12 protein-coding genes are annotated in these 14,886 nt (G+C 50.8%); 6 read left to right on the top strand and 6 right to left on the bottom strand.

All coding sequences use genetic code 11. The annotated features are described in order from the left end of the window. Window positions 1–21 precede the first annotated feature (21 nt). Window positions 22–1,320, bottom strand: a complete 1,299-nt coding sequence (locus HV345_RS08520; protein ID WP_016153735.1) for an anaerobic C4-dicarboxylate transporter — start codon at window positions 1,318–1,320, stop codon at window positions 22–24. A gap of 76 nt (window positions 1,321–1,396) precedes the next feature. Continuing rightward, window positions 1,397–2,116 carry an aspartate/glutamate racemase family protein gene (locus tag HV345_RS08525; RefSeq protein WP_016153734.1) on the bottom strand — a complete coding sequence of 240 codons (720 nt, stop codon included), beginning with the start codon at window positions 2,114–2,116 and terminating at the stop codon, window positions 1,397–1,399. Window positions 2,117–2,469: 353 nt separating this feature from the next. Between HV345_RS08525 and hypT the strand changes: the two genes are divergently transcribed. The 4 genes from hypT (at window position 2,470) to HV345_RS08545 (ending at window position 6,896) form a co-directional block, all read left to right on the top strand. Further along, a complete protein-coding gene (gene hypT / locus HV345_RS08530) occupies window positions 2,470–3,381 on the top strand; it encodes a hypochlorite stress DNA-binding transcriptional regulator HypT (protein WP_019077233.1) in 912 nt (303 codons plus the stop codon). A 303-nt stretch (window positions 3,382–3,684) separates the two neighbouring features. Beyond that, window positions 3,685–4,626: a pseudouridine kinase gene (locus HV345_RS08535; RefSeq protein ID WP_181636493.1), complete on the top strand. Its 942-nt coding sequence runs from the start codon at window positions 3,685–3,687 to the stop codon at window positions 4,624–4,626. Continuing rightward, on the top strand, window positions 4,614–5,549 hold the full coding sequence (locus tag HV345_RS08540) for a pseudouridine-5'-phosphate glycosidase (RefSeq protein ID WP_181636494.1): 936 nt from the start codon (window positions 4,614–4,616) through the stop codon (window positions 5,547–5,549). The genes HV345_RS08535 and HV345_RS08540 overlap by 13 nt, the downstream gene beginning before the upstream one ends. 96 nt (window positions 5,550–5,645) lie before the next feature. Next, window positions 5,646–6,896 carry a NupC/NupG family nucleoside CNT transporter gene (locus tag HV345_RS08545; RefSeq protein ID WP_181636495.1) on the top strand — a complete coding sequence of 417 codons (1,251 nt, stop codon included), beginning with the start codon at window positions 5,646–5,648 and terminating at the stop codon, window positions 6,894–6,896. A gap of 43 nt (window positions 6,897–6,939) precedes the next feature. On the opposite strand, the gene HV345_RS08550 is transcribed toward HV345_RS08545, so the two are convergent. The 3 genes from HV345_RS08550 to HV345_RS08560 form a co-directional block, all read right to left on the bottom strand. Continuing rightward, window positions 6,940–8,028: a sugar kinase gene (locus tag HV345_RS08550; protein ID WP_047359177.1), complete on the bottom strand. Its 1,089-nt coding sequence runs from the start codon at window positions 8,026–8,028 to the stop codon at window positions 6,940–6,942. Window positions 8,029–8,030: 2 nt separating this feature from the next. Then, window positions 8,031–8,888 carry a deoxyribonuclease IV gene (gene nfo / locus HV345_RS08555; protein WP_046275457.1) on the bottom strand — a complete coding sequence of 286 codons (858 nt, stop codon included), beginning with the start codon at window positions 8,886–8,888 and terminating at the stop codon, window positions 8,031–8,033. 71 nt (window positions 8,889–8,959) lie between these two features. Next, window positions 8,960–10,009, bottom strand: coding sequence for a YeiH family protein (locus HV345_RS08560; RefSeq protein WP_016153726.1), 1,050 nt, complete (start codon window positions 10,007–10,009; stop codon window positions 8,960–8,962). Window positions 10,010–10,253: 244 nt separating this feature from the next. Here HV345_RS08560 and yieE point away from each other — a divergent pair, with 244 nt between their 5' ends. Together yieE and lysP are read left to right on the top strand one after the other, a co-directional pair. Next, window positions 10,254–11,126, top strand: a complete 873-nt coding sequence (yieE, locus tag HV345_RS08565; RefSeq protein WP_016153725.1) for a DNA-binding transcriptional regulator YeiE — start codon at window positions 10,254–10,256, stop codon at window positions 11,124–11,126. Window positions 11,127–11,329: 203 nt separating this feature from the next. Next, window positions 11,330–12,799, top strand: a complete 1,470-nt coding sequence (gene lysP / locus HV345_RS08570; protein ID WP_016153724.1) for a lysine-specific permease — start codon at window positions 11,330–11,332, stop codon at window positions 12,797–12,799. A 65-nt stretch (window positions 12,800–12,864) separates the two neighbouring features. Here the strand turns inward: lysP and HV345_RS08575 are convergent, their stop codons facing one another. Beyond that, window positions 12,865–14,850, bottom strand: a complete 1,986-nt coding sequence (locus HV345_RS08575; RefSeq protein ID WP_181636496.1) for a ligand-gated channel protein — start codon at window positions 14,848–14,850, stop codon at window positions 12,865–12,867. Window positions 14,851–14,886 lie beyond the last annotated feature (36 nt).

Here is a 14,886-nt window from a genome sequence, read left to right on the forward strand (position 1 = left end):
GCCTGGTAGTGTTAAACCGGTTCAGGCAATCATTGGCGCGATGATAAAACCAAAGGCAACGCCAGCAATGATCCCGCCAAGCCCTGGCAACATAAACGGATGGTTTAAGACATACTTACCCACGCGCGTTGTCCCGGTGGTGTCGAACTCCATTGCCGCCAGCGAAGTTGGATAAGTTGGCAGAACAAACACGCCGGTCACTGCGACATAGGAAGCCAGAATGGCCCATGTGGGTACGCCGAGCGCGACGGCAAGAGGGATAATCAGCGGCGTGGTGGCTCCCTGCGAATAGAGAAGCGCGCAGGTACCAAACAGCACCAGCGCCAACAGCATCGGATAAGCCCGTAGAATATCGCCCGCGATATCCTTTATCCCCGTTAAGTGGGCATCAATGAAAGTTGTGCCCAGCGTAACAATCCCCAGAATCACAGCCAACGAACTCATACCCGCGCGAAACGTGGATGTCAGGACAATCGCGTCTGTTGATGTTTTGCATAGCACCACCATCAGACATGCGGCAGCTAGCATGCAGATAATGATAATATCCCGGGTATTCATTGCGTTACCTGCATCGAATCCAGGGCGCAATTGAGGGCATGCGGCAAGAATAACGATGACCACCGTTGCCAGCATAAACAGGGCGACTGACAGTCTGGCACCTGGCGTTGTGCTGTTTTGCCCTGCATATTTACGCACCAGTCCTTTTTGCAGGCGTTCCAGATAGACTTCATCATCCTGTAGCTCACATCCCTGACGTGAGGCGATAAAAGCGGCGACCATCGCGGCGACAAATGAGGCAGGCAGACAAACCGCCATGACCTGAATAAAGCTGATACCGTTGCCTTCCATAATAGTCAGCATAGCGGCCATTGCGGCACTGATCGGCGAACCGGATATCGCCACCTGAGAAGCGACTACGGAGCCTGCGAGCGTACGAGAAGGGCGAATACCTGACTCTTTGGCAACTTCGGCAATCACTGGCAGAGTAGAAAAGACGATGAACCCTGTTCCCGCCATAATCGTCATCGACCAGGTGATAATCGGCGCAATAATATTGATATATTTAGGGTTACGGCGCATAAAATTCCCGGCAATGCGAACCAGATAATCCATGCCTCCGGCGGCCTGTAGCGCCGATGCCGCCACCACCACCGTCATAATAATAAGAATAACGTCAACGGGGGGGGAACCAATTTGCAGCCCAAATCCCAGCGTTAAAATAGCCAGCCCCAGCCCGCCGCATAAACCAATACCAATTCCGCCAAGACGGATACCGAAAAATATTGCGCCCAACACTACGATAATTTCTAGCCAAATCATAATGGCCTCCGCCAGAGAGTAATTTGTAATTAAAATGGATTTTTATTTAATGCAACAATTAAACAGGTATGGACATTCATTGTGCCAAAAGGTGATTTTTACCAACGCGTTTCTCGTACCATTTAATACCGGCACGAACCAACGAACCGGTTGAATCAATATATTTCTCAGGTGACTTGTTGACTGCTTCGGCAAGAATGACAGGAACTTCAGTACATCCGAGCACGATGACTTGTGCCCCGCGTGAGAAGAGTGCTTCAGCCTGTTCATTCATCAGCGTTTGCGCCCGCTTAGCATCACCAGCTTTTAAGCAATAGATACTTTCCATCACTTTTTCCTGACTGGATGAGTCAGGGCTGATGCAGGTTAACCCAAGAGATTCTATGCCTTTTTGATAGAGGCCCATGTATAAAGTGGCGTTGGTGGCGAGTAATCCGATTTGCGATTTCCCGCAGTTTTTAACCTCATTGATGGTCGTTTCAACGATACTGAGCAGCTCTGTATGGCAGCACGCTTTTAATTCATTAAACCAAAAGTGGGCGGTGTTACAGGGGATCACAATACACTCGGCGCCAGCATCTTCGAGTTTATGCATATAATCGCGCATTGCCGGAAGTGGGGAATGACCATGATGCATTAACGCGTCGGTTCGGTCAGGAATGTCAGGAATAGATGAAATAATTAAGGGGATATGTTCCTGGTCACGTTGCGCAGCGGTAAAAGTGACGAATTTATTAAACAGATCGACCGTTGCAGCAGGTCCCATACCACCAAGCACGCCAATTAAACCTTTCACGATATATACCTCAATTCACCGATGATTAATATTCAGAGCTGGGTTGTGTCTGCTGATAATGTTTAACAGCAGTGAGACGTGAGGAGAAATGCAATAATGTATGGTTCAATGCAAAAACCGCATGACTGTGGTTTATTGTGTAACCTCAGCAGGCCGGTATTCGGCCAGAGGCTCCGCGTTACGCGGCGGACAACCGGTCGTAACCGATAGGGAGAGAAGTATGTTAATGTTAAAAATGAAGCCTTGATGCAAAAAACGAATCACCAGGCGCTAATGATGAATGTCATCTCCGGAACTATTCAGGCATGATGCTTTAAGGCTAATAGGCATATTTAAATATCCGCGTGATAAGCATGAAAAATATTGAGACAAAATGGTTATATGACTTTCTGACGTTGGAGGCATGCCGTCATTTTTCCCAGGCGGCTGAGGAGCGTAACATATCCCAACCAGCATTTAGTCGACGGATCAAGGCGCTCGAATCAGCCGTGGGTGTGCTGCTTTTTGATCGCACAACGAGCCCACTGCAACTCACGGAGGAGGGCAAACTATTTCATTCGCAAACCCGTAGTTTGTTGCAACAGCTGGAATGCAATCTGGATGAGCTAAGCGGCCACAATTTACTGGGTGTACCCAATATCAAAATAGCGGCGGCACATTCTCTGTCGCTGACGATGTTGCCCAGATTGGTGCACTCAATGGCGGCCTGGGGTGAGGAGTTTGTCTATCACGTTGAAGCTATTGATGTTGTTCAGGCGGTGAATACTCTGCGCGAGGGGAAAAGCGATTTTATTATCTCCTTTCGGGATGAAGATTTAATGCAGTCACCTTTCTGCGGCTTGAAGGTTTTTGAGTCTGAACTGTACCCCGTGTGTGCTGCTGATGCGCAGGGTAAGGCGTTGTTTGATATCTATCAGTCGCAGGCACCAATTCTGAACTATACCAGCACATCCTACATGGGAAGATTGGTAAACCGTCATCTGGCGGAAGTAGGCGGCATTTCAGCCCGTACGCTGTTTATGTCTTCGATGAGTGAGTTATTAAAAAATATGGCATTGGATGGGCATGGTATCGCCTGGCTGCCGGCGTGGACAATCGTAAACGAACTGCGCGAAAAGCGGCTGGTTTGTCTGCAGACGCCGGAACTGATGGTGCCTATTCAGGCTTATATTTACCGAATGGATACCCGGTTGAATAAAACGGCTGAGCACTTCTGGCGGATTTTGTACAACCATATGCCAGAGGACCTTGTTTCGCTCAGTTGATACGAACCGGATCGTCTGGCGCATCTGAAAAATCTCCGGTTATGCCGGAGTTAAACTCTTTAGACTGCTTGAATTGTGTACTACCTCTCATTTTCTCTTTCCTTTACAGACTGTATCTATAAAAAATTGTGATTCTGTTCATATCTATTGAGTTTAGATCTTGAATATGGATTTACTTTGTCAAAAACACGCTTACTATGAACATATGTTTGATAGTGAACATGTGCTCTAATAACCTGATGTGTGGCGTTGGTTATTTTTAACGAACTCATTTGTGGCAAGTTAATTGCCAGGGGACGTGCTATGCGTGAAAAGGAATACATAGTAACTATTGGCTCGGCCAATATGGATGTTGCTGGGTATTCGCATGCTTCTCTAAATTATGCGGATTCGAATCCAGGAAAGATAAAATTCACCCCCGGCGGAGTTGGACGTAACATTGCACATAATCTCGCGCTGCTGGGGAAAAATTCATGGTTACTGACGGCGGTTGGTAATGATTTTTATGGACAATCGTTATTGGCGCAAACCAATCAATCCGGAGTTCATGTTGATAAGTGTCTTATCGTTCCCGGAGAGAATACGTCCAGTTATTTATCATTGCTTGATAACACCGGTGAAATGTTGGTTGCCATTAATGATATGAGTATTACCGAACATATTTCAGCAGATTTTTTATCACAGCATCATGATTTTATTCGGCAGGCGAAAGTCATCGTCGCCGATTGCAATATCAGCGAAGATGTCCTGGCATGGGTGCTGGAAAATGCCGGAGAGGTTCCGGTGTTTGTTGACCCGGTATCGGCATGGAAATGCGTCAAAATTCGCGAGCGGCTTGGACAAATTCACACTCTTAAACCCAACCGGCTTGAAGCCGAAACGCTAAGCGGTATTGCGCTATCCGGGCGTGATGACGTGGGTAAAGTTGCCGCCTGGTTTCATGATCGCGGCTTAAATAGGCTGGTGCTCAGCATGGGCGGCGACGGTGTTTATTACAGTGATATTGCGGGGAGTCGTGGTTGGTCGCTGCCGATTAAAACTCACGTCATTAATGTTACCGGGGCTGGCGATGCGATGATGGCTGGACTGGCTTCCTGCTGGGTAGACGGCATGCCCTTTATTGATTCGGTTCGATTTGCGCAGGGTTGTTCATCAATGGCGTTAGCCTGTGAATATACCAATAACCCTGATTTGTCTGTTGCGAATGTAAGCTCATTAGTGGAGAACACAGAATGTCTGAATTAACTCTTTCCTCTGAATTATTACAAATATCTCCAGAAGTACAGGAAGCATTAAACAGTAAGAAGCCGATTGTTGCACTTGAATCAACCATTATTTCTCATGGTATGCCATTTCCGCAGAATGCCCAGACAGCGATTGAAGTAGAAGAAACTATTCGTAAACACGGTGCTGTTCCTGCGACCATTGCCATTATTGGCGGAATAATGAAAGTTGGTTTAAGCAAAGATGAAATTGAGCTGCTTGGGCGAGAAGGTAATAGCGTTACGAAAGTAAGTCGTCGTGATTTGCCGTTTGTGGTCGCGGCAGGAAAAAATGGTGCAACGACGGTTGCCTCAACCATGATTATTGCCGCCCTGGCGGGAATTAAAGTATTTGCGACAGGGGGAATCGGTGGAGTTCATCGTGGTGCTGAACATACCTTTGATATTTCCGCGGATCTGCAAGAACTGGCGCATACCAATGTCACGGTAATTTGTGCCGGGGCGAAATCTATTCTTGATCTCGGCTTAACTACTGAATATTTAGAAACCTTTGGGGTGCCGTTAATTGGTTATCAAACCAACGCGTTGCCAGCATTTTTCTGCCGTACCAGTCCGTTTGAGGTCAGCATCCGTCTGGACAGTGCGAAAGAGATTGCCCGTGCCATGGCGGTGAAATGGCAAACGGGTCTCGACGGCGGTCTGGTTGTTGCGAACCCCATCCCAGAGCAGTTTGCGATGGCTGAAGAGAAAATTAATGCGGCAATCGATCGGGCGGTAAAAGAAGCGGAAGATCAGGGCATTGTGGGCAAAGAGAGTACGCCGTTCCTGTTAGCGCGGGTTGCAGAGCTGACCGGTGGTGACAGCCTGAAATCAAATATTCAGCTGGTGTTCAACAATGCGGTACTGGCCTGTGAAATTGCGAAGGAGTATCAGCGCCTCGTCTGACAGAATTTCCCGGGCAGAATGCGGTCGCCCGCGAATATCAAACCTACCAAAACCTGGCGATAACGCCGGGTTTCCTGGCATGAAGGGAATTTCATTATGGATATAATGAGAAGTGTTGTGGGTATGGTGGTATTACTGGCCATCGCGTTTCTGCTGTCAGTAAATAAAAAACGTATAAGTCTGCGTACGGTCGGGGCTGCACTGGTACTGCAAATCGCAATCGGCGGCATTATGCTGTACTTCCCGCCAGGAAAATGGCTGGTTGAACAGGCTGCGCTCGGTGTCCACAAGGTAATGTCATACAGTGACGCGGGAAGCGCATTTATCTTTGGCTCCCTGGTAGGGCCAAAAATGGATGTGCTTTTTGACGGAGCCGGGTTTATCTTCGCTTTTCGGGTGCTTCCGGCCATCATTTTTGTGACCGCACTGATCAGTCTTCTCTACTACATTGGCGTGATGGGGCTGTTGATCCGCATCCTCGGCGGTATTTTCCAGAAAGCGCTGAACATCAGTAAGATCGAGTCATTTGTCGCCGTAACGACGATTTTTCTCGGGCAAAACGAGATCCCGGCGATCGTGAAGCCGTTTATTGACCGCCTGAATCGCAATGAGCTGTTTACCGCTATTTGTAGTGGGATGGCCTCGATTGCTGGCTCAATGATGATTGGTTACGCCGGAATGGGCGTTCCGATTGACTATTTGCTGGCGGCATCGTTGATGGCAATTCCTGGCGGTATTTTGTTCGCGCGTATGCTGAGTCCGGCAACTGAAGAATCTTGCGTCACCTTTGAGAACCTGTCATTTACTGAAACGCCACCGAAAAGCATCATCGAAGCAGCGGCGAGCGGAGCGATGACCGGGCTGAAAATTGCCGCTGGCGTGGCGACGGTCGTAATGGCATTTGTCGCCATTATCGCGCTGATTAACGGCATTATTGGTGGAATTGGTGGGTGGTTTGGCTTTGGTCACGCCACTCTGGAAGGGATCTTTGGCTATGCGCTAGCCCCGCTGGCGTGGATTATGGGTGTGGACTGGGGCGATGCGACGCTGGCAGGCAGCCTGATCGGACAGAAGCTGGCGATTAATGAGTTTGTCGCTTATCTCAACTTCTCGCCGTATCTGCAAACGGGTGGAACGCTGGATGTGAAGACCATTGCGATTATCTCGTTTGCGCTGTGCGGTTTCGCTAACTTTGGTTCGATTGGCGTTGTCGTCGGGGCATTTTCGGCGATAGCGCCACAGCGTGCCCCGGAAATCGCGCAGCTTGGCATGCGCGCGCTGGCAGCAGCAACGCTGTCAAACCTGATGAGCGCCACTATAGCCGGTTTCTTTATCGGGCTGGCATAGCGAAAATAATGCCGGATACGCGTAGCGCCATCCGGCATTACATTTAAGCAGTTTGCAGCAAATACAAGGCGTTATCTGCTGAGAGGGTTGGGTTGTTGATGCTGACGCTGGCTCGCGATAATGCCGCGCAGGCCATGGCAAAGTGAGCGCTTTCACGAAATTCACTACCTTCCAGAAAGCTGTACAGCAATCCCGCCATAAAAGCATCGTCGGCGCCAAAACTGTCTACAACCGTATGCTCAGGAGGCGTCAGTAAAAACTGTTCTCCGTCCTTTTCGCTGCAAAAAACGGATTCATCTTCCAGGCAAACAAAGATTCGTTTTACCCCTTGCTGATGGAGACTATTGACGGCCAGTACGCGATCGGCATCTGAATGAATAGGTTGACCCCACAAAATCGCCAGCTCTTTCTGCGTTGGTTTTAGCGTATGAATACGCGTAAACCAGGTCTTCATTTTTGCCGCTTTAAACTCTGAAACGGTGTCAATGAATACCGGAATATCATCAGCAATAGTAAAGACCCACTCAATGGCTTCGGCAGTCAGATTGCAATCTGCCAGTACGACACCGGAATGGCGGATCAAATCTCGCGAACTGTTCAGTAACTGCGGCGTCAATTGTTGCAGGATATGGGTATCGTTAATTGCCAGTACGGTCTCTTCCTGCTGATTAGCGATCGACAGGTAAGTTGAGGTGTTATGTCCATGCAGGCGTATGCAACTGGAAACGTTAACACCGGCCTGACGCGTTTGTTCCAGCAATGTTTCGCCATAGAAATCACTGCCAACAGCGGAAATTAAGTGGACGTCACGGCCCAGCAGCGCCAGGTTGTGGGCGATGTTGCGTCCCACGCCGCCTGCCGAGCAGTGAATGTTACCAGGGTTAGAGGCAGCCTGAGGATAGTGGATGTCAGCAACACCACGAATATCCATATTGATCGCCCCGACAACCACGCAATAATCCTGTTCGGTAAGGATATAACCTTTACCTTTAATCATGCCTTTACGCATCAAATCCATAATATGCGCAGCAACGCGTGAACGGCTGATCTGCAAAATATCGGCGATTTCATTCTGCTGAATCAACGGATTGCGACGCAGGATCTTAAGGATCTGCTTTTCCCTGTCGTTCATGATTATGCCACCGCTTTTTCTGTTTGCTGGGCTTTCAGCCAGGCAATCTCTTCTGCCCAGATATCCGGATTAATCGTTTCGAGCACCAGCGGAATGCCGTCAAAACGATTGTCCTGCATGATCCAACGGAAGGCATCGTGGCCAATATTGCCTTCACCTAAGCTGTGGTGACGGTCAACGCGACTGCCAAATGCGCTCTTGGCGTCGTTCAGGTGCATACCGCGTAGGTACCTGAAGCCGACAATACGTTCAAATTCCGCAAACGTCTTTTCGCATTCCTCGACGGAGCGCAAATCGTAACCGGCCGCGAAGGCATGGCAGGTATCAATACAGACGCCGACGCGGGACTTATCTTCAACGCCGTCGATAATGGCGGCAAGGTGCTCAAACTTAAATCCAAGGTTGCTGCCTTGTCCGGCGGTATTTTCGATAACTGCCGTAACGCCCTGGGTCTGAGCAAGGGCGATGTTGATGGATTCGGCAATGCGCGCCAGACACTCATCTTCCGGGATCTGCATCAAATGGCTGCCCGGGTGAAAGTTCAGCAAGGATAAGCCCAGCAGTTCACAGCGCTGCATTTCATCTATAAACGCATCACGTGATTTTTCCAGCGCATCGCTAACCGGATGACCGAGGTTAATCAGGTAACTGTCGTGAGGCAGGATTTGGGCGGCAGTATAATGATACTTCTCGCAGGCAGATTTAAAATCATCAATGATTTCGGTGGTCAGCGGCGCGGCACGCCACTGGCGCTGATTTTTGGTGAACAGGGCGAATGCGGTCGCTTCGATTTCTGCGGCTCGAATAGCGGCGTTAGCCAGACCGCCAGCGGCGCTTACGTGCGCTCCGATATATTTCATAAATTTAACCCGCCATACTCAAATACAAAAAGGGAGAGTATAGCGGGTTAATAGAGGTGAGTCGTGATCGTTTATGCCATCAGCGCGTGGATAGCGACGTTAATCGCACCACCACCCACAATCAGCCAGACAAACAGCAGCAGGGCCATCAGTAACGGTTTGGCACCGGCTTTTTTCAGCGCGCTAACGTGCGTGGTCAACCCCAGGGCCGCCATCGCCATTGCCAGCAAAATGGTGTCCAGCGTTACCAGCATGTTCACTACTGACTGTGGCAGCAGGTGGAACGAGTTAAAAATTGCGACCACAATGAACAGGATGGCAAACCATGGAATGGTTATTTTGCTCTTCTCACCGCCCGTGGCCGGAGACAGTTGTTTAACGCGTGCGGCCAGGAGGATAAGGAACGGTGCTAGCATCATGACGCGCAGCATTTTGGCAATAACCGCGGCGTTTTCCGCATCCGGGCTAATGGCGTGCCCGGCAGCCACAACCTGTGCAACTTCATGCATGGTGGAGCCAATGTAAATGCCGTAGGTTTCTGGGCTAAACCAGTGTGAAAGCAACGGATACATCGCCGGATACAGGAAGATAGCGATAGTACCGAAGATAACCACGGTGGCGACAGCGACGGTCACTTTACTGGCTTCTGCTTTCACCACTGGTTCGGTTGCCAGCACGGCGGCGGCACCACAAATGCTGCTACCCGCGCCAATCAGCCAGCTGGTGTGACGGTCCAGACCAAATACTTTCTGCCCCAGGAAACAGGCAATCATAAAGGTGCTGCTTAGCGTTAATACATCAATCACGATACCGCTGACGCCGACGTCAGCAATTTGCGCGAAGGTGAGGCGGAAACCGTAGAGGATAATCCCCAGACGTAATAAATGTTGTTTCGCGAAAAGCACGCCGCCGTCACAGCTTTTCCAGATGTGCGGATAGACGGTGTTGCCGAGAATCATCCCCAATAAGATGGCTAAGGTGAGGGCGCTGAATCCGGCACCTGCGACGGCGGGAATGGATCCTCCCCATAAGGCGACCCCAGTGATAACTGCACTCAGGGCAAGCCCCGGAATAAAATGCCACGCTGTACGACGATGAGTCTGTAAGGTGAGTTCTGTCATATCCTTCTCCTTTATCTGGGTAAAAGAGTAAGGCGAAGTGGTTTAAAAATAAAATTGATTATATATTTATAATTAATCTATATAAGTGGTATACCCGTCATACTTCAAGTTGCATGTGCGTTGGCTGCGCTCGTTCACCCCAGTCACGTACTTAAGTACGCTCCGGGGGATGCTCTCTCTTGCCGCCTTCCTGCAACTCGAATTATTTAGGGTATAAGTAACGGCTATCCGGTGGAAAACGACTATGCATATCACCCTGCGACAACTTGAAGTGTTTGCTGAGGTACTAAAAAGCGGCTCAACGACCCAGGCATCTGTCATGCTGGCATTGTCGCAGTCGGCGGTGAGTGCGGCGCTTACCGATCTGGAAGGGCAACTTGGCGTGCAACTGTTTGACCGTGTCGGCAAACGGCTGGTGGTTAACGAACACGGACGCTTGCTTTATCCGCGCGCGCTGGCGTTACTTGAGCAAACCACCGAAATCGAACAGCTTTTTCGCAAAGATAATGGCGCCATTCGGGTCTATGCCAGTAGCACCATCGGTAATTATATTCTGCCCGCCATGATCGCCCGTTATCGCCAGGACTTTCCCGATTTACCGCTGGAGCTTAGCGTGGGCAACAGCCAGGACGTGATCAATGCGGTGCTGGATTTTCGGGTAGACATCGGGCTGATTGAAGGGCCGTGTCACAGTACGGAAATCATCTCTGAACCGTGGCTGGAGGACGAACTGGTGGTGTTTGCCGCACCGTCGTCACCGCTCACAAAGGGGCCCGTTACGCTGGAGCAGCTGGCTGCTTCGCCGTGGATCCTGCGTGAGCGAGGATCGGGTACGCGTGAACTGGTGGATTACCTGCTGTTGTCTCATCTGCCAAGATTTCAGATGGCGATGGAGTTGGGGAACTCCGAGGCCATTAAGCATGCGGTGCGCCATGGTCTCGGGATCAGCTGTTTGTCGCGTCGGGTCATTGCGGAGCAGTTACAGGCAGGGACGCTGAGCGAAGTTACCGTGCCACTGCCGCGTTTAGTGCGCACTCTCTGGCGCGTTCATCACCGGCAAAAACATATCTCCAATGCCATTACGCGTTTTTTATATTACAGCGACCAGGTTGAGTAGGGCGAATAGCGCGCTAACTCTCGTCAGGCCACCCTATCCATAATGGCTGTTACGTCTTAACCGCCTTGTGCCGCCCGTTTTCTGCTTTACTTATAATCCGCGGCCAGTCATGAAGGTCTCTTATAACAGCGCATTTGTGCCGGAAGAATGCCATTTCGTCTGCTACAATCGCGCCTCATTTTTTGGATGGATAGCATTTTCACATGGTTTCCGAAACTAAAACCACAGAAGCGCCCACGCTACGTCGTGAACTGAAGGCGCGTCACCTGACGATGATTGCCATTGGAGGCTCCATCGGTACAGGTCTTTTCGTTGCATCTGGTGCAACTATTTCTGCGGCGGGTCCTGGCGGCGCGTTGTTCTCTTATATCCTGATCGGTCTGATGGTGTACTTCCTAATGACCAGCCTCGGTGAACTGGCTGCCTATATGCCGGTTTCCGGCTCGTTCTCCACTTACGGTCAAAACTACGTAGAAGAAGGCTTTGGCTTCGCGCTGGGCTGGAACTACTGGTACAACTGGGCGGTAACGATTGCCGTTGACCTGGTGGCCGCACAGCTGGTGATGAGCTGGTGGTTCCCGGACACGCCGGGCTGGATCTGGAGCGCACTGTTCCTCGGCGTTATCTTCCTGCTGAACTACATTTCCGTTCGCGGATTTGGTGAAGCGGAATACTGGTTCTCGCTGATCAAAGTTACCACTGTAATTATCTTCATCGTGGTTGGCGTGATGATGATTTTCGGTATCTTCAAAGGCACTCAGCCGGTGGGCTGGAGCAACTGGACGACCGGTGATGCTCCGTTTGCCGGGGGTTTTGCCGCTATGATTGGCGTGGCGATGATCGTCGGCTTCTCCTTCCAGGGAACAGAGCTGATCGGTATCGCGGCAGGCGAATCTGAAGATCCTGAAAAGAACATTCCACGTGCGGTGCGTCAGGTGTTTTGGCGAATCCTGCTGTTCTATGTGTTCGCGATTTTGATTATCAGCCTGATTATCCCGTACACCGATCCGAGCCTGCTGCGCAACGATGTGAAAGACATCAGCGTTAGCCCGTTCACGTTGGTATTCCAGCATGCGGGTCTGCTGTCAGCCGCAGCAGTAATGAACGCGGTTATCCTGACGGCGGTACTGTCAGCGGGTAACTCCGGGATGTATGCCTCCACGCGTATGCTTTACACCCTGGCATGCGACGGTAAAGCGCCGCGTATTTTCGGCAAACTGTCTCGTGGCGGTGTTCCGCGTAACGCGCTGTATGCGACGACTGTGGTGGCGGGGCTGTGTTTCCTGACCTCGATGTTTGGTAACCAGACCGTGTACCTCTGGCTGCTGAACACCTCCGGGATGACGGGCTTTATCGCCTGGCTGGGGATCGCGATTAGCCACTATCGTTTCCGTCGCGGTTATGTACTGCAGGGGCACGATGTGAAGGATCTGCCGTACCGTTCTGGCTTCTTCCCACTGGGTCCGATCTTCGCCTTTGTGCTGTGCCTGATTATCACTCTGGGCCAGAACTACGAAGCGTTCCTGAAAGATAGCATTGACTGGGGCGGCGTGATGGCAACCTATATCGGTATCCCGCTGTTCCTGATTATCTGGTTTGGCTATAAGCTGGCGAAAGGAACTCATTTTGTTCGCTACAGCGAAATGAAATTCCCGGATCGCGTGAAGAAATAACAGTATAAAAAGCATAACAAAAACCCCGGCATGATGAGTGCCGGGGTTTTTTTATTGCGCCAGACTTAGAAGCTGTAAGTCAGGCCAACCGTGTAACGACGACCATCGAGAACAGTGTCGTAGGTATCGTAATCGATTTGCTTATCCAGCACGTTATACACGCCAGCGGTCATCAGCAGATCTTTGTTTGCATAATAGCGCAAACCAACATCGACCTGAGTATAGGACGGGGTGCCCTGCGCCATGGAAGTACGGCTCAGGTATTCAGACGTTTTCCCGCGCAGATTCAGACGGCTCCAGAAACCGAGATCCTGCGTGGCCTGCCAGTCCAGCGTGGTGTTGAACATATGCTTTGGCATTTTGTTCAATGGCTGACCGGAGAACTGACCGCTTTTCTGTTCAGATTCCGTGTAAGTGTAATTCGCCGTCCAGTTGATGTCGGAAGTCATCTTCCAGCCGAAAGTGGATTCTACGCCGCGCATATTGGCTTTATCGACGTTAAAGCGATCGCTGACGAAGTCATAGTGGGTATTGCCGATGGTACAGGCCGGATCGGAGCTGCTGTTACAGCGGCGCACTTCGGTGATTTTGTCTTTGAAGTCAGTATTGAACAGCGTGACGCCCGCGTTGAGATCGTTGCCGTTATCCCACAGTAAACCGATCTCTTCGCTGAGGCTTTTCTCCGGCTTCAGGTCCGGGTTGCCGACAATGATTCCGTTCAGTCTACCGCCGCCGGTGACCTGTCCCCAACTGGCAGACGACTGGCGCAGATCCGGTGCGCGATAGCCCGCTGAAACGCCGCCTTTTAAGGTCCATTGATCGCTCAGATGCCATACGCCATAACCGCGCGGCGTCCAGTTGTCGCCGTAGTTTTCATCTTTATCCATACGCAGACCGCCAGTCAGCGTGAAGGTATCGGTAACGGCCCACTCATCTTCAGCAAACAGCGCCCAGCTCCAGCGGGTCAGTTTGTTCAGTCCATCAGCAGCTTGCAGCTGGTTGCCGTTATCACTCAGTTTTTCGTAACGGTATTGCCCGCCCAACGTCAGGGTGTGCGCCCCAAGGAAGACCTGGTTCTGGTTATTGAAAATCGTGTTGTAGGACTTCATCTGGCGACCTGGGTTTTCGGTCTCTTCCTGCTGGACATAGCTGGTGGAGTTGAAGTCGTCGTAATAACCGCTGTGGGTTAGTGAATACGTTGTGTGCACATACTTGTTTTCGCTTTTACTGTTGGGCTTGCAGCTTCCGTTGCGGCAGCTTTCCTCGGCCATGGATTTGCCTGGCGTGCTATCGCGATCCTGCAGTTCACGTGCGTAATCGAAGTCGATGTCATTTTTATCATCTGGCGTAAAGTTCAGGGTTAAGCCCCCGTTACGCATACGCTGTTCATTGTAGCCATTGAGGATTTTGTCCTCCGCCCGATGAGAGAATAATCCGGTCACTTTTGCGCCGAGTAATCCGTCAATCAGTGGCCCAGACGCATAGGCGTTGGTCTGATAAATATCGCCGGAGTCTCTGTCTTCCTGGAAAGTGGCATCGCCGTGCAGAGAGCCGGTCCAGGCTTTGGTATTCGACACTTTCTTGGTGATGACGTTGATGACGCCGCCCATCGCATCGGAGCCGTACAGAGATGACATTGGGCCACGGATTACCTCGATACGCTCGATGGATTCCAGCGGCGGCAGCCAACCTTGCTCAATACCTGAGTTGTCGCTGTTAGGACGTGTGCCGCGTGTGCTGATGCGTTTACCGTTGACCAGGAAGAGCGTGTATTGCGAAGCCATACCACGAATACTGATATCGCTGCTGCTACCCCCGCCGGTGACGACGACGCCAGGGACATCTTTTAGCGCATCGGTAACATCGCGATAGGCTTTGTCCTCAATCTGCTGCTTGGTAATAACAGATATCGAAGCGGGAGCGTCCTGAATTTTCTGTTCGAAGCCGGTGGCGGTAACCACCACGGTGTCTTGTTCAGCGGCATGCCCGAGTGATGGGAGACTGGCGACGCATACTGCGGCAGCTACAGCCTTAACGTGAGGTATAGTCATTTGTATCATTCCATTTAAATGAATTTACCCGGCATA

This window comes from Citrobacter sp. RHBSTW-00986 (genome assembly GCF_013783065.1).
Classification (GTDB): domain Bacteria; phylum Pseudomonadota; class Gammaproteobacteria; order Enterobacterales; family Enterobacteriaceae; genus Citrobacter; species Citrobacter braakii.

Coding starts and splice junctions, on each gene's coding strand:
- HV345_RS08520 (WP_016153735.1), bottom strand. CDS start 1,320: ATGATTTGGCTAGAAATTATCGTAGTGTTGGGCGCAATATTTTTCGGT.
- hypT (WP_019077233.1), top strand. CDS start 2,470: ATGAAAAATATTGAGACAAAATGGTTATATGACTTTCTGACGTTGGAG.
- HV345_RS08535 (WP_181636493.1), top strand. CDS start 3,685: ATGCGTGAAAAGGAATACATAGTAACTATTGGCTCGGCCAATATGGAT.
- HV345_RS08540 (WP_181636494.1), top strand. CDS start 4,614: ATGTCTGAATTAACTCTTTCCTCTGAATTATTACAAATATCTCCAGAA.
- HV345_RS08545 (WP_181636495.1), top strand. CDS start 5,646: ATGGATATAATGAGAAGTGTTGTGGGTATGGTGGTATTACTGGCCATC.
- HV345_RS08550 (WP_047359177.1), bottom strand. CDS start 8,028: ATGAACGACAGGGAAAAGCAGATCCTTAAGATCCTGCGTCGCAATCCG.
- nfo (WP_046275457.1), bottom strand. CDS start 8,888: ATGAAATATATCGGAGCGCACGTAAGCGCCGCTGGCGGTCTGGCTAAC.
- HV345_RS08560 (WP_016153726.1), bottom strand. CDS start 10,009: ATGACAGAACTCACCTTACAGACTCATCGTCGTACAGCGTGGCATTTT.
- yieE (WP_016153725.1), top strand. CDS start 10,254: ATGCATATCACCCTGCGACAACTTGAAGTGTTTGCTGAGGTACTAAAA.
- lysP (WP_016153724.1), top strand. CDS start 11,330: ATGGTTTCCGAAACTAAAACCACAGAAGCGCCCACGCTACGTCGTGAA.
- HV345_RS08575 (WP_181636496.1), bottom strand. CDS start 14,850: ATGACTATACCTCACGTTAAGGCTGTAGCTGCCGCAGTATGCGTCGCC.